Below are 23,350 nucleotides of genomic sequence, written 5' to 3' on the forward strand. Positions count from 1 at the left end.
GTGGACCGGGTGAGTACGGCATTGAAGAAGGACTTCCTTCGCATCGCATCAGTTAACGTCAATGGCCTGCGGGCTGCCTACAAGAACGGCATGGCGGAATGGCTGGAGCCACGCGAGGTAGACATTCTTTGCCTGCAGGAAGTGCGCGCCCCTGACGACATCGTCAGGAAGCTGATCGGCGAAGGCTGGCACATCCTCCACACCGAAGCTGAGGCCAAGGGCCGCGCCGGTGTGGCCATTGCATCCCGCGAGGAGCCCACCGCCACTCGCGTTGGCGTTGGCGACGACTACTTCGATACGTCCGGGCGCTGGGTTGAAGCGGACTACACCGTCAGGAACACAGCCGGTGACCCCACCACCCTTACCGTTGTCAGTGCTTATGTGCACTCCGGGGAGGTCGGAACCCCCAAGCAGGAGGATAAGTTCCGCTTCCTCGATGCCATGACAGTCCGCCTGCCTGAGCTCGCGAAACACAGCGACCACGCTTTGGTGGTTGGCGACCTCAACGTCGGACACACTGAACTCGACATCAAGAACTGGAAGGGCAACGTCAAGCGTGCCGGCTTCCTCCCGGAGGAGCGGGCATACTTTGACCGCTTCCTCGGCGAAGAAATCGGATGGAGGGATGTCCACAGGGGCCTGGCAGGTAATGTCGCCGGCCCCTACACCTGGTGGTCCCAGCGCGGTAAGGCCTTTGACACTGACACAGGCTGGCGCATCGACTACCACCTGGCCACCCCGGACCTCGCAGCTGCCGCTTTCTCGGCTGTGGTGGACCGGGCGCCTTCGTGGGACACCCGTTTCTCTGACCATGCACCGCTGGTAGTCGACTACCGGCTCTAAGCTTCCTGAGGTATTGCTCCATGACTAGTTCCACCACGACTGAAACCGGCGCAGCGGCTGATGCTGCGATCGCACCGAAGCCCGTAACGTCAACCAAGCTTGCCGTTGGCGCCAAGCACCGGGTCCTGTCCGGCATGCAGCCCTCCGCCGATTCCCTGCACCTTGGCAACTACCTCGGCGCCCTGGTCAACTGGGTCCGGATGCAGGACGAGTACGACGCCGTGTACTTCATTCCTGACCTGCACGCCATCACCGTGCCGCAGGATCCGGCGGAACTGGCCCGGCGGACCAGGGTTACGGCCGCCCAGTACATCGCCGGCGGCGTGGACGTGAACAAGTGCACGCTTTTCGTCCAGTCCCAGGTTCCCGAGCACGCCCAGTTGGCATGGGTCCTGAACTGCATCACGGGAATGGGCGAAGCCGCCCGCATGACCCAGTTCAAGGACAAGGCACAGAAGCAGGGTTCGGACCACGCCAGCGTTGGCCTGTTCACGTACCCCATCCTGCAGGCCGCTGACATCCTGCTGTACCAGCCGCACGGCGTGCCGGTGGGTGAAGACCAGCGCCAGCACGTGGAATTGAGCCGCGACCTCGCCAACCGTTTCAACAGCCGGTTCGGCGAGACGTTCCAAGTGCCTGAGGCCTTCATTCAGAAGGAATCGGCAAAGATCTACGATCTCCAGAACCCGACCGCCAAGATGTCCAAGTCGGCGGAATCACCGGCCGGACTGATCAATCTGCTGGATGACCCAAAGACGGTGGCCAAGCGGATTAAGTCTGCGGTTACGGACACCGAAACTGAGATCCGCTATGACCGCGAGAACAAGCCGGGCGTATCCAACTTGCTGACCATCTACTCGGCCATCAGCGGTTTACCGGTGGACAAGATCGTGGCTGATTATCAGGGAAAGATGTACGGCCATTTGAAGGTTGACCTGGCCGAACTCGTCTCCGGACACCTGGCACCTATCCGCGAACGTGCCAACGAACTTCTGGCTGATCCCGCAGAACTCGACCGGCTCCTGGCCCTCGGCGCGGACAAGGCACGTGAAATTGCGGCCGCAACACTGGCGGACGTTTACTCCAAGGTTGGTTTCCTGCCCTACCGCGGCGATGCCTCCCACGGAAACCAGGGAGTCCGCTAAGTCCATGTGCTCCGCTGGCCAGCTCAACGTCAAGACCGGCACCCGACAGGGTGCCGGTCCGGACGACTCCCGCCAGCCCGCTGTTTCCGGCACCGATTGCGGCGCTGGAGACACCATGTGCGTCGGAGTGATCCTCGGTTTCCCACCGGAGATCGCCCGAGAACTCCAGGAGTGGAGGGCCTCCTTCGGTGATCCGATGGCTGAGGTCATCCCTGCCCACATCACCCTGATCACCACCACACCCACCCAGGACTGGGCCGCCACCCGGGAGCACGTCAGGGAAGTCGCAAGGACCCAGGAACCTTTCGAAATCACCATTTCCGGCACGGGTTCTTTCCGTCCCGTCTCGCCGGTGGTGTTCGTCAACGTGGAGGAAGGCTTTGAAGAGTGCGTGCAACTGCACGAGAAACTTCAAACCGGCCCACTCGAACGGATGTTGCCGTTCCCGTACCACCCGCACGTCACCGTTGCGCACGATGTCGCCCAGGAAAACCTCGATGAGGCCGAAACGGTTCTCAGGGATTACCGGGCGACCTTCCCTGTGGTTAGCATGGGACTTTACGAGCACGACACCAATGGAATTTGGCAGCTACGGGAAGAGCTCGACTTTGGCGGCGATACTGACGAAGCACAGCAAGCGGATCCAAGCCGCAGAGGCGGACGTTCCTCCGCTGCCAACTGAGCTGGCGAAACTCAAACTCCAGCTTCTCCGCAAGCGGCAGGATTGGGGCCATGCGAAGCGTGCCGGCGAGGGCTTGCCGAAAAAGGTTGGTGCATTTTTTGCACTCATCCTCGCCAGGCTGAATACCAACCGGGCCATGCGTTCCTTCCAGCACTACACCCGGCAGCACGGGCCGTTGTTGAGCGCCGGTATCGGCTTCAACATGTTCTTCTCCGTGACGGGTCTGCTCACAACCGGCTTCGCCATCGCAGGCATCGTGTTGGGCGGTAACCCCGCGCTGCAGGATGCCGTGATCGACAGTGTGGCCGCGGCTGCCCCCGGGCTCCTTCAAGTGGATGGCGGCGAAGGGCTGGTGGATCCACAATCCCTGCTCAACCCGTCGGGACTTGGGTGGACGGCCCTCATCGCAGCGATTGTCACGGTGTTTGTTTCCCTGGGCTGGATCGCCAGCATCAGGGAAGGCCTCCGGGGGGTGATGAACGCTGACCCCTTGGTACGCAACCCGATCCTTCAAAAGCTCATCGACGCCGGCACCCTGCTGCTCCTCGGCGTTATCCTTGTGATCAGCGCAGGCGTCTCGCTCGTCTTTGGGACCGCAGCGGACTGGCTTATTGCTTTGCTCAAGCTTGATGAGGGCGTTGTCGAGCCCATAGCGGCGACCGTCAAGATCGTGGTCCCCCTTCTGTTGAACTGCGCGACGGCGGCAGTGCTGTTCCGCATTGCGGGTGGCCTGAAGCTGGGGCGCCGCGCATTCCTGGAAGGCGTGGTGCTGGCGGGCGTAGGGACCACGATCTTGCAGTTCTTCAGCACCGAACTTCTGGCCCGGTCCGGCAACAATCCGGTCCTGGCATCGTTCGCCATCATTATCGGGCTGCTGATCTGGTTCAATCTGGTGAGCCAGGTGTATCTCGTCTCGGCGTCGTGGTCTGCTATTCGCGAGGCTGACACGGCATCGGGGGAGTCCCCCCGCAAGAAAGTCCTCGGTTCGCGTCGCGTGGCGCCCCGCAGCTGACAGTTTTATCCGGAGGCCGCCATGAACAACCAACTGTGGATCGCCTGTCTGCTCGGGGCTGCAGCGGGACTTGTGGTTGGCCAGTTGGTCTTCAATTCGCCCTTTCTGGGCATCCTCATTGGAGTTGGCCTTGGTGCCTTGGTCGGAGCCGCGGTGGGACCCCGCCGCGGTTAACAGGCGAGGTCCCTTTGCGGTGATATCCCGTAGTGACACTATCCAGCTGCGGCGATGCTAAGGGGCCTTGACCAGCCCCTCCCATGCAACGGCCCAGTCGGCCGGGAATCCGGGCGCGTGCCGGTCCGGTCCGTTGTCCCAACCTGCGGCCATCAGCGCGACAGCGGCCAGAAGCCCACCATTGCCTGGCAGGTACAGCGGGAGGGAGTCCGTCTGCCGGTTGTGCCCGTTGGGGAGGACGGTATTTTTGCCGGCGCTTAGGAGGAGCGCATCAACAGCGGCCCCCGGGTCCTCAAGTCGTGCGGCCGTCATGGCCATCACGGGGTAGTCCCAACCCCAGGTGCTGCCCCAGTCCCAGTCTGCCAGGACGTCTGAAAGGGTTGCTCTCATGATGGCCGGATCAATGAGATCAGTCTGGGGGAGGACTCCCAGGGCACACAGCATGGATGGATGGTCCGTGCGTATGGTGAACGGTTCGACGTCGATGGCCGCGTATACGCCATCAACCACATGTGGTTGCACCAGGCCATCCGCCACGTCCCCCCATGCCTGTACTGGTTCCAAACCCAGCCGTTCCCGCCAGGCAGTAGCAGTCCGTAGGCCCCACTGCCAGTACGCCAGTTCGAACGTGGGATTAGTGACCTTGGCCCGTAGTGAGCCGTAGCTCTCCTGCGCCGGAATCAGGGGAGGGCCCAGCTCAAACCCCCGCGACGTGGGATGCGCGAAGCTGGCCATGAACCCGGCCGATTCGAAGACGATCTCCGCGAATTCCTCCAACACTTCCCGACTCGGATTGGCGCGGTACACCAGTTCGGCCAGGTGGATGGGGTGGGGCTGCTGCCAGATCAGGAAGGTTCCGATGGGGCTCGGGCTTTCCCGCCCATCCGGTCCTACCTGCTTCGGCCAGCGAACGCCGTCGAATCCTTGCACTTTCGCCGTCTGCCGCGACGTCTCCAGCACTGTGGAGTACCACCGCAATGACGGCAGGAGCAGTTCTACACGATTCCACTGCGCAAAGTGCGCAGCATGCCACCAGTGCATCTCCAGGTGGAAGCGGCCGCGCCACGAATTGCAGACCAGCCCGGTCTCCTGCGGTGGCAACGAACCCGAGCAATTGATCGCGGTCAGGTATTGGGACAACACGATCCTGCGTTCCAATTCCTTGGCCCTGGGATCATCCGTGGCATTAAGTTCGATCGCCCCTCCCGAAGACCAGAATGCAGGCCAATAGGCTGCGGACGCGTCCGCCACACCGAGTGCAGGTGAACGTCCGACGCCGGAACCGGCGTGGGCGTCCATGCTTACTCCCGGCGTGGATCCGGCGAACCGGTTGTTGCCTCGGGGGATACAGTCGCCGTCCCCGACGGACAGGAAAGCAATGGTGACGTCCATGGTGGTGACGGCTGAGGCGGGTGAAACCCGGAGCCGGTGCTGCGCGGCCTGTTCTACTGTCAACTCGCGACCTGTGATGACCACCTGGTAGCGGGAATCGTCCAGCTCGCGTTGAGCTGTCCATGCTGCGGCACCGTCATGCCCGTGTGTGGGGAGCTTCGGGCCTTCGAGGGAGGTGGTGTGGGACTCCGGGTGCTTCCAGTCCGCGGCGTCATGCCATGCCTCGGACCCGTAGGGAAAGTCGACACCTATAACTAAGCCGGCAGCAAGTGCTGGCGACTCCACGCGAATGCCGAGCTCATCCCGGTCGGGGTGGCACGCCGTCGTCACTGTGACGGGATGACCCGCCAGCGTGAAGCGGCTGGTTACTACGCCGGTCCAGAGGTCGAGCGTTTGTTCAGCGTCAGCGATGTCCGCTGGCATGAGGTGACGTTCCACGCCGTCTTCCACCCAACGGAAACCGATACGCCCCAAATCCAGCCGGTGCACGTTCGCCCGGAGCCACGTTTCGGCCAGGGAGGTGTCCGTTTCACGGTCGTTCACGATGTCTCCCACCATGTCCACGTAGGGGACCGGGCCACGGGGTGAATCGTAGAGGACGGTTGAGCCGGCGAGGTCGTAGGGCTGTGGTGCGGGAATCGAGTGCCAGCCCCACTGTGACTGCGTCCCTAGAAGCGTTCCCGGGGGCAAGTCATCACGTGCTCCCACGGGGTAGTGGTTGGGGAACGACTGAAGCCCGGTGAGGTCCACGGTGAAGGCGAATTCTCCGTTACCCACCGACACCGGGCTTCGCGGGTCCAAATTCTGCTGCCGCACGTTGTGTCGCTGGACCAGAGCCTTGCGATCGATGGCGGGGCCAACGAGCGCGGGCTGAGCTGAAGCCAGGGCCACGGTGTCCTTGAGCTCACGGAGCGGGAAAATCGCCGCCCGTTCGTGAGGGCTGTTATTGGGCTGATGAAGGGTGAGGAACAGGCTGCCGTCCAAGGCCCGGCCGATCATGCCATGCCCGCCATCGATGCCCCACAGTGGCTCGGTTTCCTGGGTCCAGGGTCCCAGCACTGTGCCGGATTCGCTCCTGGCAATACCCATGGAATAGCCCTGGTCACCAAAGCTGGACCACAGCATGATGAGCGTCCCGCTGCCAAGCCGGAACAAGAACGGGCCGTCAGTGACATACGCAGGGGACTCCCTTTCCCGGATTGACGGAACATCCAGAGCGCGGGCCCACGGCGCTTCGGACGCGCTGAACAGGAAGATGGGCTCGCCCATGGCATGCCGCAGGTCCGGGCTGAGGCGCTGGGCCAGGATGGTGCCGTCATGGACCTGCTTCCACTCATGGCAGAACACCATCCATGGTGCCCCTTCATGGTCAACATGGAGCGTACCGTCCAGGCACTCCCAATCAGGTGGAGTGACGGGACCATCGCTCCACGGTTCGTAGGGACCTTCCGCCTTGGCGGCAGAAAGTACCTGCGTTCCCCGTGAACGTCCAGGAGCGGTAAACGTCGCAAACATGAAGTAGCGACCTTGATACTCATGCACCTCAGGCGCCCAATACTGTTCCTGGCTCCAGAACCCGTCCGGTGGGCGAAAGGCCTCAATAGGTCCCTCCCACAGCAACAGGTCACTGCTCCGATAGCAGTCGAATCCAGTGGCCGGCCCCGACCAGATGTTCTTGTCGGTGCTTCCGAAGAGCAGGTATTGCCCGGATTCCGGATGTGTAACCACGAAGGGGTCCCGGATCTGGATCTGGTCCAAGTGGTGGGTCAAAGCGTGCTCCTTTGGGCGGCCTAAATAGTTCATGGTGAAAACTATTGACGAATATACAGCCTCTTGATACGTTTCAGGAACCGTTTTTTTGAGTCTGAAAGAAGCTTACCCAATGGCGCGTAAATCTCTCCGAAGTATCCGCAAATCCATAGCATTCTTCACGGCGGTAGGCCTGCTTGGGCTTACCACAGGCTGTTCCAGCCCGACGTCCAACCAAGCCGAAGACGGCCCTGTAGAGATCCGGTTTTCGTGGTGGGGCAATGCCACCCGTGCCGAATTGACCAACAAGGCCATCAAGGAGTTCGAGGCCGCTAACCCTAACATCAAGGTGAAGCCGGAGTACGGAGACATCGGAGGCTACTTCGACAAGCTGGCTACCCAAGTCGCTGCAAACGACGCCCCTGATGTCATCACCATGGGTGGTGCCTACCCGGCTGAGTACGCCAATCGTGGCGCACTGCTGGACCTCTCCAAAGTTGAAGGGTCCCTCGACCTCTCCAAAATGGACCAAGGGGCCCTGGAAAACGGGCAGGTGCAAAGCAAACAGTACGGTGTCTCCACGGGTGCCAACGCATTGGCCATCGTAGTGAACCCCGCAGTCTTCCAAGCTGCCGGGGTAGCCCTTCCGGATGACAGCAAGTGGTCCTGGGATGACTTCGCCAAGACAGCCGAGGACATCACTGCCAAGAGCCCCAAGGGAACCTACGGGACAGCCACTGTCCTCACGCATGACTCATTGGATGCCTTTGCGCGTCAACGCGGAGAATCGCTGTACACGCAGGATGGCCAGTTGGGACTTGGCAAGGAAACCGTACAGGACTACTTCGATTTCTCCGTCAAACTCAGCGAGTCAGCTGCAGCACCCAGCGCCTCCGAAACCGTAGAGAAGCTCAACGTCAGCACCGAGCAGACACTCATGGGTATGGGGCAGGCCGGCATGATGCTGACCTGGACCAACTCCTTGACCGCGCTCAGCAAAGCATCAGGGGCCGAATTGAAGCTGCTGAAGCTGCCCGGTGAGACTCCCACGCCCGGCATCTGGCTCCAGTCTTCGCAGTTCTACACCATCTCCGCCCGCAGCAAGCACACGGATGCGGCCGCCAAGTTGGTCAGCTTCCTGGTGAACAATGAGGCCGCCGCAAAGATTATCCAGAGTGACCGTGGCGTGCCCAGCAACTCCGGCATGCGCACGGCCATCCAAGACCTGCTGACACCCCAAGGAAAGGTGGAAGCCGCTTACATCGACCAGATCGGCAAGATGGACTTCGCCCCAACGTTCATCGGCCCCACCGGTTCAACCGCCGTCTCCGAGATCACGGCCCGCATCAACACCGAGGTCCTGTTCAAGAGGCTGACCCCGGAGAAAGCTGCCGAGCAGTGGCTCAGCGAAAGCAAGGCGGCCATCGGCAAGTAGGTACCCATCTAGGTCGCAGATAATGCCGTTATGACAGCTCATAACGGCATTATCTGCTACCCAGTTGGGCCGGCAGGGTCATCAGCCAGCGTCGCGGACCTCGAGGTAAGGGTCCGCCCAGGCGCTGATGATCCGCGCAACCCGTGCTGCCTGGCCCTTCCCGGTGAGGAGATGCTCGCTGCCCTCCAGGGAGATGAAGCTCCGGGGGTGTCGGGCAGTCCGGAAGATCTCGCTGGCGTTGTCGATTCCCACGGTGTTGTCGGTGGGGGAGTGCATCACCATGAGCGGCTTGTGGAGGGTGCGGATGCAGTCGCGCAGATCGGCGCGTTCCACGTCCTCCACAAAGTGGCGGCGAACCTCCATGGGCCGTCCGCCAAGGTCCACCACCGCGCTGCCATCGCGGAGGATGGACTCGATCTCGGTGTCGAACATGTGCTCAACATGTTTCGGCTCGTAGGGTGCGCCAACCGTCACGACGGCGTTGAGGCCGGGAATGTCGCGGGCTGCGGCCAGCACCGCTGCACCTCCAAACGAGTGACCCACCAGGAGTGAGATTCCCCGGCCTTGCTCCCGCATGAAGTCCGCGGCCAGGATGGTGTCGGCTACCTTGACGCTGAACGACCCCGCAGACCATTCACCTGCGGAGCTGCCCAAGCCCAGGTTGTCGAAGCGCAGCATCCCCACACCCTGCTCCGCGAGTCCTTTGCAGATCCGGGACGCGGCCGGGCTGTCCTTGCCGAGTGTCAGGCCGTGCGAGTACAGGCCCCAGCCCCGGACGGGGCCCTCAGGCACGTCTACGACGCCGGCCAGGGTGTCGCCGGTACTTCCCGTGAAGCTGATCTTCTCAGAGCGTGACACGCTGATCTCCTTGCGTTGCGGTGACGGTTGCGGTGTAACCCGGTTACGGACGCGGATTAACGACGACGGCGCCACCCACCATCAGTGGTGAGCGGCGCCGTCGTCGTTTGGTTCCTTGGGGGACCGGCGAAACTAGATCTTGCGGGCCAGGATGGCCTGCTTGACCTCGGCAATTGCCTGGGTCACCTGGATGCCACGGGGGCATGCTTCCGAGCAGTTGAAGGTGGTGCGGCAACGCCACACGCCTTCTTTGTCGTTCAGGATCTCAAGGCGCATGTCTCCGGCGTCATCACGGGAATCGAAGATGAAGCGGTGGGCGTTGACGATCGCAGCCGGGCCGAAGTACTGGCCATCGGTCCAGAAGACCGGGCAGGACGAGGTGCAGGCGGCGCACAGGATGCACTTGGTGGTGTCGTCAAAGCGCTCACGGTCCTCGACGGACTGCAGACGTTCCTTGGTGGGCTCGTGGCCCTTGTTGATCAGGAACGGCATGACTTCGCGGAAGGACTGGAAGAAGGGTTCCATGTCCACAATCAGGTCTTTCTCCACGGGGAGGCCCTTGATCGGCTCGACGGTGATGGGCTTGGTGGTGTCCAGATCCTTCAGCAGCGTCTTGCAGGCGAGGCGGTTGCGGCCGTTGATGCGCATGGCATCCGAACCACACACGCCGTGGGCGCAGGAGCGGCGGAAGGAAACGCTGCCGTCAATCTCCCACTTGACCTTGTGGAGGGCATCCAACACGCGGTCCGTGCCGTACATGGTCAGCTTGTAGTCATCCCAGCGTGCTTCGTCCGAGATTTCGGGATCGTAGCGGCGGACACGCAGCGTGATGTGGAAGGTGGGGATTTCACCGTCGCCAGCAACGCTTGCCGGGAGCTCGATCTTGGAAGCGGGCTCTGCCATTTCGGTCGTCATTAGTACTTACGCTCCATCGGCTCGTAACGGGTGAAGATGACGGGCTTCGTCTCAAGACGGATGCCCGCAACAGATTCCGCCGAGGAGTCGACGGTGACGGAAGTGTCCAGGTAAGCCATGGAGTGCTTCATGAACTTCTCGTCATTGCGGTCCGGGAAGTCCTCGCGGTAGTGGCCACCGCGCGACTCTTCACGGTGCAGCGCACCGACGGTCATGACCTTGGCCATGTCCAGCAGGAAGCCCAGTTCCACTGCTTCGAGGAGATCCAGGTTGAAGCGCTTGCCCTTGTCCTGAACGGTAACGTGCTTGTACCGCTCTTCGAAGGAAGCGATGTCGCGGAGGACCTGCTCCAGCGATTCCTTGGTGCGGAACACCTGCATGTTGGCGTCCATGGTGTCCTGCAGTTCCTTGCGGATCTGTGCCACACGCTCGGTGCCGTTGCCGGTGAGCAGGCCGTCCAGGATGCCGCGGGTCATTGCCTCGGGGTCCTCGGGAAGCTCCACGTAGTCAGCTGTTTTGGAGTACTCCGCAGCGGCGATACCCGCACGCTTGCCGAACACGTTGATGTCCAGGAGCGAGTTGGTGCCCAAACGGTTGGAGCCGTGGACGGAGACGCATGCAACCTCACCCGCTGCGTACAGGCCCGGCACAATCGTGTCGTTGTCCTGCAGCACCTCGGTGGTGATGTTGGTGGGGATGCCACCCATGGCGTAGTGCGCCGTGGGGAACACGGGAACGGGATCGGTGAACGGTTCCACACCAAGGTAGGTGCGGGCGAACTCGGTGATGTCCGGAAGCTTGGCCTCAATGTGCGCAGGCTCAAGGTGGGTCAGGTCCAGGAGGACGTAGTCCTTGTTCGGACCACAGCCACGGCCTTCGCGTACTTCGTTGGCCATTGCGCGTGCCACGATGTCACGGGGTGCGAGGTCCTTGATGGTGGGGGCGTAACGCTCCATGAAGCGCTCACCCTCCGAGTTACGCAGGATGGCACCTTCACCACGTGCACCCTCGGTAAGGAGGATGCCCAGGCCGGCGAGGCCGGTCGGGTGGAACTGGAAGAACTCCATATCTTCCAGGGGGATGCCGCGGCGGAACGCGATGCCCATGCCATCACCGGTGAGGGTGTGTGCGTTGGACGTGGTCTTGAAGACCTTGCCGGCGCCGCCGGAAGCGAACACCACGGACTTGGCCTGGAAGACGTGCAGTTCACCGGAGGCGAGGTCGTAGGAAACCACACCGGCAACACGCTTCTGCTTGTACGGGGTTCCGTCTTCGCGAACTGCGTCTTCTTCGACGATCAGCAGGTCAAGGACGTAGTACTCGTTGTAGAACTCAACGTTGTGCTTGACGCAGTTTTGGTACAGCGTCTGCAGGATCATGTGACCCGTACGGTCCGCTGCATAGCAAGCACGGCGGACGGGTGCCTTGCCGTGGTCACGGGTGTGGCCACCGAAGCGGCGCTGGTCAATCCGGCCCTCGGGCGTGCGGTTGAACGGCAGACCCATCTTTTCCAGGTCCAGCACGGCGTCGATGGCTTCCTTCGCCATGACCTCGGCTGCGTCCTGGTCAACCAGGTAGTCGCCACCCTTGATGGTGTCAAAGGTGTGCCATTCCCAGTTGTCTTCTTCGACGTTGGCCAGTGCTGCGCACATTCCACCCTGGGCTGCACCTGTGTGCGAGCGGGTGGGGTAGAGCTTGGTCAGTACCGCGGTGCGTGCTCGCTGACCGGATTCGATCGCGGCGCGCATGCCGGCGCCACCTGCACCGACAATGACGACGTCGTACTTATGGACCTGCATACCAGATGCTCTCTCTTTCAAAAATTCAGATGGTCGGCGGAGGCTGCTCCGCTACGTCAGGCGAACCGGCTTACTCCAGGGAGCGGCCGGAAGGCGCCGCTACGGGGCCGGGCAGAAACCGCCAGGCAACTGAACGCCGTCGACGACGGGGCACGGGTTGAAGGTGAAGATCACCAGCGTGCCGAGGATGATGATGACCAGGGTGGCCGCGTAGAGGACCATCTTGAGCCAGAAGCGCGTGGAATCCTTCTCGGCGTAGTCGTTGATGATGGTGCGGACGCCGTTGGTGCCGTGCAGCATGGCAAGCCACAGCATGGCAAGGTCCCAGAACTGCCAGAAGGGATCGGCCCACTTGCCGGCAACGAAGCCGAAGTCGATTGCATGGATGCCCTCGCCCACCAGCAGGTTCACGAACAGGTGGCCGAAGATCAGCACCACCAGGACGATGCCGGACAGACGCATGAAGAGCCAGGCGATCATTTCGAAGTTGCCACGGCTGGAGCCGGTGCGGTTGTACTTCGGAGCGATCTTCCCGGAGCCGATTTTTCCGCTGCGTGGGGATTCGATGGTTGTCATGGCTTAGTGGCCTCCCAGCGCGAGGGAAAGGTGGCGGATGGCGAAGCCTGCGAACGTGACAAGCCACAGCGCAAGCACGACCCACAGCAACTGGCGCTGGTACTTCGCGCCCTTCTTCCAGAAGTCGATGGCGATCACGCGCAGGCCGTTGAAGGCGTGGAAAATGATCGCGGCGACCAGGCCCGTTTCACCCAGGGCCATGAGGGGGTTCTTGTATGCGCCAATGACGGCGGTGTAGGCCTCAGGGGACACGCGCACCAATGAGGTGTCCAGCACATGGACCAACAAGAAGAAAAAGATCACTACACCTGTAATGCGGTGTCCAACCCAGGACCACATGCCTTCACGGCCGCGGTACAAGGTGCCAGCTGGTTTTGTCGGCACTGATTAAACCTTCCTGCAACACAGCGGCGCTGGCATGGGATCCACGCGGGGGGAACGCCTGCTGCGAGAGCACTCGTAGCTCACGCCTAAATCTAGGCTTCGCTAACAGCATATTCAATTTAGGACGGGCTTCTCTGCTTGTTAATTCCATGTTTCCTGCCGATATTCAGGCGATTTTCGGCACTGCCTGAGACGAACGCCACACGTGTGTCCTGCTGCGGGGGCTTGCCGCCCGGCACAGGATAAAGTGTTGCGGTGAGTACAGAAGACGCGAAATACCCGGAATCGCCATTGAACCGCTTCCATGCGGTTATTCCGGCGGGCGGTGTGGGGACCCGGCTATGGCCACTCTCGCGTGCCGCTGCGCCCAAGTTCCTCCACGACCTGACCGGTTCCGGCAGCACGTTGTTGAGGGCTACCTATGACCGCCTGGAACCTTTGGCTGGTGAACGGGTCCTTGTTGTTACCGGCGAAGCGCACCGCGCCGCCGTGTGCCGCCAGCTCCCCGAAGTGGGGGATGACGAGTTGGTGTTGGAAAGTGAGCCCAAGGACTCCGGTGCCGCCATCGGGCTCGCCGCAGCCATCCTTTACCGACGCGATCCGGACACCATCATGGGGTCCTTTGCTGCGGACCAGGTCATCAGCCCGGACGATCTCTTCCAGGAGACCGTGCGCGAGGCGATCTTTACTGCGGCCACCGGCAAGATCGTCACCATCGGCATCAAGCCGACCCATCCCTCCACTGGATTCGGGTACATCCGCTCCGGTGCGGCACTGACTGTTGAGGGCGCCCCGAATGCGCTTGCCGTTGCGGAGTTCGTCGAGAAGCCTAGCCAGGAAGTGGCCAACAAGTACGTCGAAGCCGGGGATTACGTCTGGAATGCCGGCATGTTCGTCGCTCCGGTGGCTCTTATGCTCAAGCACCTTGAGGCCAACCAGCCGGAGCTGTTCAAGGGCCTTCAGGAAATCGCCGACGCTTGGGACACGCCGCAGCGCTCGGAAGTGACGTCGCGCGTGTGGCCCACGTTGCCGAAAATCGCCATCGATTACGCCGTGGCTGAGCCCGCAGCGGAAGCTGGAGACGTCGCCGTCGTGCCTGGCACTTTCCGTTGGGACGACGTCGGCGACTTCGCCGCGATCGGGCGCCTCAACAACGCAGGCGACGTCGACGAAGTAACGGTGCTTGGCGAGGGCGCACGCGTCTTCGCGGAGAACGCCAGCGGCGTGGTGGTGTCCGATACCAAGCGCGTCATCGCGTTGATCGGTATCAAGGACGTGGTCATTGTGGACACGCCGGACGCACTTCTGGTCACCACCAAGGAACACGCCCAACTGGTCAAGGGCACTGTTGACGCCCTTAAAGCCAGTGGAGACACGGACGTGCTGTAAAGCAATTGCTTATACCGTGAGCCACCTCTTTGGTTGTCCTGCGTCTGAACGCAGCGTAACCAAGAGGTGGCTTTCGTTCTTCGGGTGCCGCGCATGGCTAGAGTTGTGACGTGCGCAATTACACGACTGAAACCGAGCCCGCTCCCGTTGTGAGTCCTTGGGTTGATGAACTGCTTCCCGGACTCATCGACTTCCGGCGTGACCTCCATGCGCACCCCGAGCTTTCCTTCAAGGAGTTCCGCACCACCGACAAGCTGGTGGAGCGCCTTGAAGCAGCCGGGCTGAAGCCGCGGCGCCTGGAGGAGACCGGACTGACGGTGGACGTGGGCGAGGGCCCCATTGCCACAGCCCTTCGCGGGGATATCGACGCACTGCCGATCATTGAGGAAACCGGCCTGCCGTTCGCGTCGAAGAACCATGGTGTCACCCACGCTTGCGGCCACGACGTCCACACCACTGCCATGCTCGGCATCGCCCTCACGCTGCAACGGATGCACAAGAACAATCCGCTGGGGGGCACGGTCCGGATCATCTTCCAGCCTGCCGAGGAAACCATGCCGGGCGGCGCACTGTCCTGCATTGAGCAGGGAGTGCTTGAAGGCGTGCCGCGTATCCTGGCGCTGCACTGCGATCCCCGGATCAACGTGGGCCAGATCGGTACCCGCATCGGTGCCATTACCTCCGCCTCGGACACCATCAAGATTGAGCTCTCCGGACGCGGCGGACACACGTCGCGTCCGCACCTCACCGAGGACCTCGTCTTCGCGTTGGCGCAAATAGCGGTCAACGTGCCGGCTGTCCTTTCGCGTCGGGTGGATGTCCGCAGCGGCGTATCGGTGGTGTGGGGGCAAATTTCGGCCGGCTCCGCACCGAATGCCATCCCGGGCTCCGGCTACATGGCCGGAACCATGCGTTGCCTGGATCGGGATGCCTGGCATAGCGCGGGGGAGTTGTTGGACGACGTCGTCAGGCAGGTCGCCGCGCCCTACGGCGTGGACGTCCATCTTGAACACACCCGCGGCGTGCCGCCCGTAGTGAACTCCGAGCATGAAACGGCCCTCATCGAAGCCTCTGCCCGCGCGGAACTCGGCGAAAACGCGGTGGTCCTCACTCCGCAATCCATGGGTGGCGAGGACTTCGCCTGGTTCCTGGCCGACCTGCCAGGGGCCATGATGCGCCTGGGCACGCACACCCCCGGTGGCGAAGAGTACGACCTCCACCGTGGCGACTTCATCGTTGACGAGCGCGCACTCGGCTACGCCATCCGTGTCCTGACGGCCGCTGCCCTCCGCACCATCCGCGACCTCGAACAGTAAACCCAACTGAGTCGCATTTAAGCGCGTTTTGAGCTGTCAGAACGCGCTTAAATGCGACTCAGTTGGGTGCGGGGGCCGGGATAGGTTGTGCACAATTGAATTGTGCACTATCGTTTTAGTCATGAGTGATGCACCCCGCCTCCGCCACCAGGTCTGCTTTGCGCTGTACTCGGCATCCAAAGCGGCGACGGCGGTCTACCGTCCTGTGCTGGAGGACCTTGGCCTGACGTACCCGCAGTACCTGGTGATGCTGGTCCTCTGGGAGCAGGAACCGCGCAGCGTCCGCGAACTCGGTGCTGAACTGGGCCTCGACTCGGGCACCTTGTCGCCCCTGCTCAAGCGGCTGGAGGCCATGGGGCTGGTGGAACGCCACCGCTCGGCCGAAGATGAGCGCCGGGTGGACGTGGTCCTCACCGAGGCAGGCGCCGCCTTGAGTGACCGAGCACGGGCCGTACCCCAACGTCTCGCTGACGCCGCCGGCCTATCGCCCGATGAGATCGAGCAGCTACACGCAACGCTCGGCAAGCTCACGGCAGCGCTGAACAGCTCACTCTGACAAACCTCCGGAAAATCCCGGGACATCCATTCCCAAAGAGAACGGAAACACCATGAAGACTCTTTACACCGCCGAGGCACTGGCATCCGGCGAAGGCCGCGACGGCAACGCCCGCACCAACGACGGCAAGCTGGACGTCGCCCTCGCCAGCCCCGTGGAGCTCGGGGGCAACGGCGAAGGAACCAATCCTGAGCAGCTGTTCGCAGCCGGCTACGCCGCGTGCTTCCACTCGGCTTTGCGACTCGTGGGTCGCAAGGAACGCGTTGACCTCAGCGACTCTGCCGTTGCCGCCAAAGTCCACTTCGGTGCGCTGACGGACAGCGAAGGATATGGACTGGCCGCCGAGCTGGAAATCGCGCTGCCTGCCCTGGACCGCGGTACTGCGGAGCAGCTGATGGCCAAGGCGCACCAGATCTGCCCCTACTCCAACGCAACGCGCGGCAATATGGCCGTAGACCTCAAGCTCGTGGAGTTCGCAGCATGAGCGCCCTGGCAACCGAAACCCGCGAAATCCAGCTTGCCTCCCGCCCGGTTGGCCGCCCTGCTCCGGAGAACTTCCGGCTGGCAACAGCGCCGCTACCCGAGCTCGCGGAGGGCCAGCTCCTGGTGAAGAACCAGTTCATGTCCGTGGATCCCTACATGCGCGGCCGTATGAATGACGTCAAGTCGTACTCGGCGCCGTTTCGCCTGGATGCAGCGCTCGACGGCGGTGCGGTAGGTGAGGTCATCGCGTCCCGTTCGGACGCGCACAAGGTGGGTGACGTCGTCGTGCATCAACTTGGCTGGCGCGAGCACGCGGTGGTGGACGCCGCCGCGACTACGCCGGTTCCGTCGGGGTTGGCCCCCACTTCGGCGTTCCTTGGCGCGCTTGGCATGACAGGCCTGACCGCCTATGCCGGGTTGCTGAAGGTCGCTGAGTTCAAAGAGGGCGACGTGGTCTTCGTGTCCGGGGCGGCAGGTGCGGTCGGCTCGATGGTTGGCCAGATCGCCAAGGCCATGGGTGCTTCCAGGGTCATCGGCAGCGCCGGATCGCCGGAGAAGGTTGCCCGCTTGCTGGAGCTCGGCTTCGATGCTGCGTTCAACTACAACGATGCTCCCGTTCTGGACCAACTGAAGGAAGCAGCGGGGGAGCGCGGCATTGACGTCTACTTCGATAACGTCGGTGGCGAGCACCTCGAAGCAGCACTTGCCACGCTCACGGTTGGCGGCCGTGTAGCAATGTGCGGTGCGATTGCCCAGTACAACGCCACGGAGCCCCCGGTGGCGCCGCGGAACCTGGCTGTGGCCATCGGCAAGCAGCTCACCCTGCGCGGATTCCTGGTGGGCGGGCAGCGACAGCACGCCCCCGAGTTCGCGCAGAAGATGGCCGGCTGGCTGGCCGATGGGTCCGTCAGCTACGACGAAACAATCGTGGACGGACTGGAGAATGCACCGCAGGCATTCATGGACCTGTTGGACGGTGCGAACACGGGAAAGATGCTGGTTCGCCTCTAGTTCACGCGTGAAACGCGTGTGACTTGCGCACCCGGCTACTGCTTGGTAACAAAAGGTCAACAATCTGACCTGGAGTGATCATTTGTGGTAGCTGGGTGTGTTGCAGGCCACTAGTGTTGGTTTCATTAATGCGCTTCGGCGCAGCTGCGAGCATCAGTGAAAACAGAATTTCTGCCTCAGGTATAGGAAACGGACACTCATTGACCATCCGTCGTAGCGCCAATCACTTTCTTCCTGGAGGAAAATTGAAGAAACCACTGCGTGCCACCCTGAAGCGCGGTTCAATGGCCGGTGTTGCCACCCTCGGTGCAGCAGCGCTCCTGCTGACCAGCTGCGGCCAGGCTCCCGACGCCGGATCCGGCGGGGCGACCAAGAGTGACTTTACTGGCTGCATCGTGTCGGACTCCGGCGGATTCGACGACCAGTCCTTCAACCAGTCCTCGTTCGAGGGCCTCAAGAAGGCAGAGTCTGATTTGGGCATCACGGTAAAGTCGGCCGAATCCAAAGCCAACAGCGACTTCGAAACCAACCTCAACGGCATGATCTCCGCAGGCTGTAACCTCACTGTCACGGTTGGCTTCCTTTTGGGCGATGCCACTAAGGCCGCCGCAGAGAAGAACACCGACAAGCACTTCGCGATCGTCGACTACACGTACGAGACTCCGATCGCCAACGTCAAGCCGATCGTCTATGACACGGCCCAGGCTGCATACCTTGCAGGCTACGCGGCTGCAGCTACCACCAAGACCAACAAGGTGGGTACCTTCGGCGGCATCAAGATCCCCACGGTTACCATCTTCATGGACGGCTTCTACGACGGCGTACAGGCCTACAACAAGGCCAAGGGCAAGTCAGTACAGGTTGTTGGCTGGGACAAGAACACCCAGGACGGTTCGTTCACGGGCGACTTTGAGAAGCAGGACACCGGCAAGCAGGTCACCATCAACCTGCTGGACCAGGGCGCGGACATCATCATGCCCGTAGCCGGACCGGTTGGTAAGGGTGCAGGTGCTGCTTTGAAGGAAGCCAAGGCTGCCGGCAAGGACGTCAAGCTCATCTGGGTTGACTCCGATGGCTACCTCACCGCTCCCGAGTACAAGGACCTGATGCTGACCTCCGTGGTCAAGCAGATGGGCGAAGCTGTTGAAGCCGTGGTGAAGGACGACACGGAAGGCAAGTTCAACAACGAAGCCTACGTCGGAACGTTGGAGAACGATGGCGTTGCCCTCGCTCCGTTCCACGATCTCGACTCCGCTGTCACCGCTGAAACCAAGTCCGAGCTCGATGCCCTAAAGGCTGACATCGTCTCCGGCAAGCTGGTTGTCGAATCGGCAGCGAGCCCCAAGAAGTAAATCAATTCCTGGACGCGCCGCCAGTACCGAGTCCCGGTACTGGCGGCGCGTTTTTGCCCTGACTACGCTGGGCTTCAAAGCCAATGGCTTTGGAGCAGTACAGCCGTCCCTCGGACTCACAGAACGGTGGGAGTTGTGAAACTCGAATTGAAGGGGATCTCGAAAGCCTTCGGGACCTTCTACGCCAACCAAGACATCGACCTCGTGGTCGAATCCGGCCAGATCCATTGCCTCCTCGGCGAAAATGGTGCCGGCAAATCAACCCTCATGAACGTGCTGTACGGGCTGTACGAGCCAACAGCCGGCCAGATCCTTGTAAATGACCAGCCGGTCAATTTCCGTGGACCGGGTGACGCGATGGCGGCCGGCATCGGCATGGTGCACCAGCACTTCATGCTGGTCCCCGTCTTTACCGTGGCGGAAAACGTTGCCCTCGGCGCGGAACCGACCACGTTCGGCGGTGTGCTCAGCATCGACGAAACCCGGAAGAAAATCCGGGAGATTTCCGATCAATACGGCTTCGACGTCGATCCCGACGCCTTGGTGGAGGACCTCCCCGTGGGCGTGCAACAGCGCGTCGAGATCATCAAGGCGCTGGTGCGTGAAGCGAAAGTCCTCATTTTGGACGAGCCCACCGCGGTTCTGACGCCTCAGGAAACCGATGAACTCCTGGACATCATGCGGCAACTCAAAGCCGGCGGCACGTCCATCGTCTTCATCTCGCACAAGCTGCGCGAAGTGAAGGCTGTCTCGGACGTCATCACCGTCATCCGCCGCGGCAAGGTGGTGGGAGATGCGCCTCCCACTGCGTCAGCCACGGAACTGGCGTCCATGATGGTTGGGCGCCCGGTGAGCCTGAGCTTGAACAAAGCTCCCGCGCAGCCTAAGGAAACCACGTTCGTGGTGGAAAACCTGACAGTGCGCGCGGCGAACGGCACCAATGTGGTGGACGGAATCAGCTTCGACATCGCCCAAGGTGAGATTCTCGCCGTCGCCGGTGTCCAAGGCAATGGCCAAACGGAACTGACCGAAGCCATCTTGGGTGTCCAGGAGCATGTAACCGGCTCCGTGACCCTTGATGGCAAGCAACTGCTGGGCCTCCCCGTCAAGGACGTGCTGCGTTCCGGCGTCGGGTTTGTTCCGGAGGACCGGACGGTAGACGGGCTGGTTGGGCCGTTCTCCGTGGCAGAGAACCTGGTCCTGGACCTTTACGACCAAGCACCGTTCGCCAGTGGCATCAGCATGAAGCCTGCCAAGGTTGCGGAGCACGCGAAGGCCAAGATCGAGGAATTTGATATCCGGACTCCGTCCGCGGCATCGGCTGCCGGAACTTTGTCCGGCGGCAACCAGCAGAAAGTGGTCATGGCCAGGGAACTGTCCCGGCCCTTGCGGTTGTTTATCGCGAGCCAGCCCACACGCGGTGTGGATGTTGGTTCCATCGAGTTCCTGCACAAGCGCATCGTTGCCGAGCGCGACGTCGGAACGCCGGTCATGATCGTTTCCACTGAGCTTGATGAGGTCATTGAGCTCGCCGACCGGATTGCCGTGCTGTACAAAGGCAAGCTCGTGGGCATTGTCCCTGCTGGAACACCCCGCGACACCCTTGGCTTGATGATGGCCGGCGTCGGCCCTGAAGGAGGCTCCGATGACAACTAAAGACGAGTCAGGCAAAGACCAAACACCCGGGGAATCCACCTCTGAAGTGCGGGCGGCAGACGTCGCCCTGGACACCGCCGGAGGGACGCTGGAACCTTCCATAGTGCCCGTTTCCTCCCAAAGTGGGGACCCGGGACACCAGCAAGGCAGCCTCATGCGCCGGATCGTGATGGGCAGCGGCTTTGTCTCCGTCCTGGCGGTCATTGTGGCGCTCTTCCTCGGCGGCTTGCTGATTGCCAGCACGGACGCCCAGGTGGCAAAAACCGCGGGCTACTTGTTCGCACGCCCCACGGACTTCCTGAGTGCGTTGTGGACAGCCATGACCGAGAGCTACGTTGCACTCTTCCAAGGCGCTGTGTTCAATCCACGTGAAGGCTTCAAGCCCTTGCTCGAAACCATGACCGTGGCAACCCCGCTGATCTGTGCCGGCCTTGGCGTTGCACTTGCATTCCGCGCCGGCTTGTTCAACATCGGTGCCCAGGGGCAGATCATCATCAGCGCCACCCTCGCTGCCTACGTAGGGTTTGCCTGGCACCTGCCGTTCGGCCTGCACCTGCTGGTAGTCATCATCATGGGCGTCCTGGGTGGAGCTCTGTGGGGTGCAATTGTGGGTATCCTCAAGGCCCGGACCGGCGCGCATGAAGTCATCGTCACCATCATGCTGAACTATGTGGCATTGTTCCTGCTCGACTTCCTGCTGAACACTGCTGCGTTCCGGCGTCCGGGGGACAACAGCCCCATTTCGCCACGCCTCGATGAATCGGCAACGTATCCCGTCCTCATCCCCGGATCCCGACTCCACGTGGGCTTCCTCGTGGCAATCGCGCTGACCTACGGTGTGTGGTGGCTGCTGAACCGATCTACCATCGGCTTCGAGTTCCGTGCCGTCGGTGCCAACCCCGTCGCAGCGCGGACCGCCGGCGTCAAAGTATCCCGCGCCACCATCCTGGTGATGGCCATGGCCGGCGCCCTCGCCGCGTTCGGTGGTATTGCCCAAGTAGCCGGCACCGAAAAGGTGCTGACAGGCGGCGTCGCTGCCCAGATCGGCTTCGACGCGATCACTGTTGCGCTGTTGGGACGCAGTACACCGTGGGGGACGTTCTTTGCCGGACTGCTGTTCGGAGCTTTCCGTGCAGGCGCAGTACAGATGCAGATCCAGACCGGAACGCCCATCGACATCGTGCTGGTGGTGCAGTCGCTCATTGTGCTCTTCATCGCCGCGCCGCCCCTCATCCGTTCGATCTTCCGGCTTGAGCCCAAGAAGAAGAACAAGAACAAGACACCGAAGGCCGCCCCGAAAGCTGCCCTTGCCAACGCCACCGGAGGTGCCAAGTGAGCGCAACAACCACCGCTCCCAAGTCGGGATCAACGGCCCTGCCGGCGTTCCGGCCTTCCATGAAGGTTCCGCTTACCCTCGGCATCCTGGCGCTCATAGCATTGGTCTTCTTCGGATTCCTTGGCCCGGACCAGACAGCAGAGATGAAGATCAGCGACGCTGGCGACGCCGTTGCGGTCCCTGCCCTGATGATTCCGGGACAGGTGGGCGGAATTGTCCTCGGCATCCTGCTGCTGGCCATGGCCGCCTACTCGATCTACCTCTGGACCCAAGGAGAGCGGTCGCCCAAGTGGCTGCCCATCGCGTTTGCAGTGGTGTTCGTGTTCGCCTTGCTTGTTTGGATCGTGGCAGGCGCCCGCCAGCCCTCCATCTCGCTGGCAGGTCTCGTTGCCGGCTCGGTAACACTTGCTGTCCCACTGGTCTTCGGCTCGCTCTCCGGCGTGCTCTGTGAGCGTGTGGGCGTTGTTAACATCGCCATCGAGGGGCAGCTCCTGGGCGGAGCATTCACTGCCGCCTTGGTGGCCACCATGACGGGCAGCCCTTACATCGGCCTGATTGCAGCCGCTGCGGCGGGTGCTGCTGTGTCCATGGTCCTGGCCGTGTTCAGCATCAAATACCTGGTCAACCAGATCATCGTCGGTGTGGTTTTGAACGTGTTGGTCTCCGGCCTCACAGGCTTCCTGTACGGCACGTTGATGGTGCCCAACAAGGAACAGTTCAATACCCCGGGCCGCTTGGACATCCTGCCGATCCCGCTGCTTTCGGACATCCCCATCATCGGGCCCATCCTGTTCGAGCAGTCCATCGCTGGCTATCTCATGTACATTGCGGTGGCCGTGGTGTGGTTCGGCTTGTTCAAGACCCGCTGGGGCCTCCGCGTCCGGGCCGTGGGTGAACACCCGCAGGCTGCTGACACCTTGGGTATCAACGTCAACGCAACCCGTTTCTGGAACGTCACGTTGGGTGGTGCCATTGCGGGTATCGGTGGTGCCGTCTTCACACTGGTGACCATCGACTCCTTCACCAAGGACATCTCCGGTGGCCGCGGCTTCATTGCCTTGGCTGCCCTGATCTTTGGGCGCTGGAATCCGATCGGCGCGTTCCTGGCCTCGCTGCTGTTCGGCTTCGCCTACAACCTGCAGTCCATCCTGGGCATCATCGGCACCCCGGTACCGAGCCAGTTCATGGCCATGCTGCCGTACCTGGTGACCATCTTCGCCGTCGCCGGCCTGGTAGGTAAGTCGCGGCCACCGGCCGCAAGCGGCATACCGTACGTGAAGGGTTGAC

Annotated in this window: 21 protein-coding genes and 1 pseudogene; 15 read left to right on the plus strand and 7 right to left on the minus strand. The window is 62.0% G+C overall.

All coding sequences use genetic code 11. The features are described 5' to 3' along the window. Positions 1-9 precede the first annotated feature (9 nt). Genes AC6CH8_RS01665 through AC6CH8_RS01685 form a run of 5 tightly spaced genes read left to right on the plus strand, consistent with a single transcriptional unit; the run spans position 10 to position 3,856 of the window. The gene (locus AC6CH8_RS01665; RefSeq protein ID WP_498188443.1) at positions 10-843 is read left to right on the plus strand and encodes an exodeoxyribonuclease III; all 834 of its coding nucleotides are present in this window, start codon (positions 10-12) and stop codon (positions 841-843) included. Positions 844-863: 20 nt separating this feature from the next. Continuing rightward, entirely contained in the window at positions 864-1,988 is a 1,125-nt protein-coding gene (gene trpS, locus AC6CH8_RS01670; protein WP_498188444.1) for a tryptophan--tRNA ligase, read from the plus strand. A 4-nt stretch (positions 1,989-1,992) separates the two neighbouring features. Continuing rightward, positions 1,993-2,670 (plus strand): 2'-5' RNA ligase family protein, encoded by a 678-nt coding sequence (locus AC6CH8_RS01675; protein WP_091466047.1) that lies wholly within the window; start codon positions 1,993-1,995, stop codon positions 2,668-2,670. Further along, positions 2,597-3,682 carry a YihY/virulence factor BrkB family protein gene (locus AC6CH8_RS01680; protein WP_498188445.1) on the plus strand — a complete coding sequence of 362 codons (1,086 nt, stop codon included), beginning with the start codon at positions 2,597-2,599 and terminating at the stop codon, positions 3,680-3,682. Before AC6CH8_RS01675 ends, AC6CH8_RS01680 begins: the two co-directional genes overlap by 74 nt. Positions 3,683-3,703: 21 nt before the next feature. Next, positions 3,704-3,856, plus strand: coding sequence for a glycine zipper domain-containing protein (locus tag AC6CH8_RS01685; protein WP_166660232.1), 153 nt, complete (start codon positions 3,704-3,706; stop codon positions 3,854-3,856). Between the two features lie 57 nt (positions 3,857-3,913). On the opposite strand, the gene AC6CH8_RS01690 is transcribed toward AC6CH8_RS01685, so the two are convergent. Beyond that, positions 3,914-6,097, minus strand: a complete 2,184-nt coding sequence (locus AC6CH8_RS01690; RefSeq protein WP_498188659.1) for a hypothetical protein — start codon at positions 6,095-6,097, stop codon at positions 3,914-3,916. A gap of 105 nt (positions 6,098-6,202) precedes the next feature. Continuing rightward, positions 6,203-7,051 (minus strand): annotated as a pseudogene (locus tag AC6CH8_RS01695) (glycoside hydrolase family 43 protein); the annotation flags it as partial. A gap of 79 nt (positions 7,052-7,130) precedes the next feature. Between AC6CH8_RS01695 and AC6CH8_RS01700 the strand changes: the two are divergent. Beyond that, positions 7,131-8,432 (plus strand): ABC transporter substrate-binding protein, encoded by a 1,302-nt coding sequence (locus tag AC6CH8_RS01700; RefSeq protein ID WP_498188446.1) that lies wholly within the window; start codon positions 7,131-7,133, stop codon positions 8,430-8,432. 81 nt (positions 8,433-8,513) lie between these two features. On the opposite strand, the gene AC6CH8_RS01705 is transcribed toward AC6CH8_RS01700, so the two are convergent. The 5 genes from AC6CH8_RS01705 to sdhC all read right to left on the minus strand — a co-directional run bounded on the left by AC6CH8_RS01705 (position 8,514) and on the right by sdhC (position 12,964). Further along, positions 8,514-9,290, minus strand: a complete 777-nt coding sequence (locus AC6CH8_RS01705; RefSeq protein WP_091466051.1) for an alpha/beta hydrolase family protein — start codon at positions 9,288-9,290, stop codon at positions 8,514-8,516. A gap of 132 nt (positions 9,291-9,422) precedes the next feature. Continuing rightward, on the minus strand, positions 9,423-10,205 hold the full coding sequence (locus AC6CH8_RS01710) for a succinate dehydrogenase iron-sulfur subunit (protein ID WP_011773975.1): 783 nt from the start codon (positions 10,203-10,205) through the stop codon (positions 9,423-9,425). Further along, on the minus strand, positions 10,205-12,004 hold the full coding sequence (gene sdhA / locus AC6CH8_RS01715; protein WP_089594136.1) for a succinate dehydrogenase flavoprotein subunit: 1,800 nt from the start codon (positions 12,002-12,004) through the stop codon (positions 10,205-10,207). Before sdhA ends, AC6CH8_RS01710 begins: the two co-directional genes overlap by 1 nt. A 99-nt stretch (positions 12,005-12,103) precedes the next feature. After that, a complete protein-coding gene (locus AC6CH8_RS01720) occupies positions 12,104-12,580 on the minus strand; it encodes a succinate dehydrogenase hydrophobic membrane anchor subunit (protein ID WP_026542860.1) in 477 nt (158 codons plus the stop codon). A gap of 3 nt (positions 12,581-12,583) precedes the next feature. Further along, positions 12,584-12,964 (minus strand): succinate dehydrogenase, cytochrome b556 subunit, encoded by a 381-nt coding sequence (gene sdhC / locus AC6CH8_RS01725; RefSeq protein WP_011773978.1) that lies wholly within the window; start codon positions 12,962-12,964, stop codon positions 12,584-12,586. A 255-nt stretch (positions 12,965-13,219) separates the two neighbouring features. On the opposite strand from sdhC, the gene AC6CH8_RS01730 reads away from it, so the two are divergent. From AC6CH8_RS01730 to AC6CH8_RS01770, 9 genes are all read left to right on the plus strand, one after another. Further along, positions 13,220-14,353 carry a mannose-1-phosphate guanylyltransferase gene (locus AC6CH8_RS01730; RefSeq protein WP_498188447.1) on the plus strand — a complete coding sequence of 378 codons (1,134 nt, stop codon included), beginning with the start codon at positions 13,220-13,222 and terminating at the stop codon, positions 14,351-14,353. A gap of 110 nt (positions 14,354-14,463) precedes the next feature. Next, positions 14,464-15,669, plus strand: a complete 1,206-nt coding sequence (locus AC6CH8_RS01735; RefSeq protein ID WP_091466055.1) for an amidohydrolase — start codon at positions 14,464-14,466, stop codon at positions 15,667-15,669. A 121-nt stretch (positions 15,670-15,790) separates the two neighbouring features. Beyond that, the gene (locus tag AC6CH8_RS01740) at positions 15,791-16,225 is read left to right on the plus strand and encodes a MarR family winged helix-turn-helix transcriptional regulator (RefSeq protein WP_498188448.1); all 435 of its coding nucleotides are present in this window, start codon (positions 15,791-15,793) and stop codon (positions 16,223-16,225) included. 52 nt (positions 16,226-16,277) lie between these two features. Beyond that, positions 16,278-16,709, plus strand: coding sequence for an organic hydroperoxide resistance protein (locus AC6CH8_RS01745; RefSeq protein ID WP_091466059.1), 432 nt, complete (start codon positions 16,278-16,280; stop codon positions 16,707-16,709). Beyond that, on the plus strand, positions 16,706-17,719 hold the full coding sequence (locus AC6CH8_RS01750) for an NADP-dependent oxidoreductase (RefSeq protein WP_498188449.1): 1,014 nt from the start codon (positions 16,706-16,708) through the stop codon (positions 17,717-17,719). The genes AC6CH8_RS01745 and AC6CH8_RS01750 overlap by 4 nt, the downstream gene beginning before the upstream one ends. A gap of 245 nt (positions 17,720-17,964) precedes the next feature. Further along, complete coding sequence (locus tag AC6CH8_RS01755) at positions 17,965-19,071, plus strand: BMP family lipoprotein (RefSeq protein ID WP_414698783.1); 1,107 nt, start codon at positions 17,965-17,967, stop codon at positions 19,069-19,071. Positions 19,072-19,206: 135 nt separating this feature from the next. Next, positions 19,207-20,727 (plus strand): ABC transporter ATP-binding protein, encoded by a 1,521-nt coding sequence (locus AC6CH8_RS01760; RefSeq protein WP_179019259.1) that lies wholly within the window; start codon positions 19,207-19,209, stop codon positions 20,725-20,727. Beyond that, entirely contained in the window at positions 20,717-22,063 is a 1,347-nt protein-coding gene (locus AC6CH8_RS01765) for an ABC transporter permease (RefSeq protein ID WP_454809975.1), read from the plus strand. The genes AC6CH8_RS01760 and AC6CH8_RS01765 overlap by 11 nt, the downstream gene beginning before the upstream one ends. Continuing rightward, positions 22,060-23,349 (plus strand): ABC transporter permease, encoded by a 1,290-nt coding sequence (locus AC6CH8_RS01770; RefSeq protein ID WP_420180478.1) that lies wholly within the window; start codon positions 22,060-22,062, stop codon positions 23,347-23,349. Before AC6CH8_RS01765 ends, AC6CH8_RS01770 begins: the two co-directional genes overlap by 4 nt. Position 23,350: the final 1 nt, after the last annotated feature.

It is taken from the genome of Paenarthrobacter sp. GQ52, from assembly GCF_059759005.1.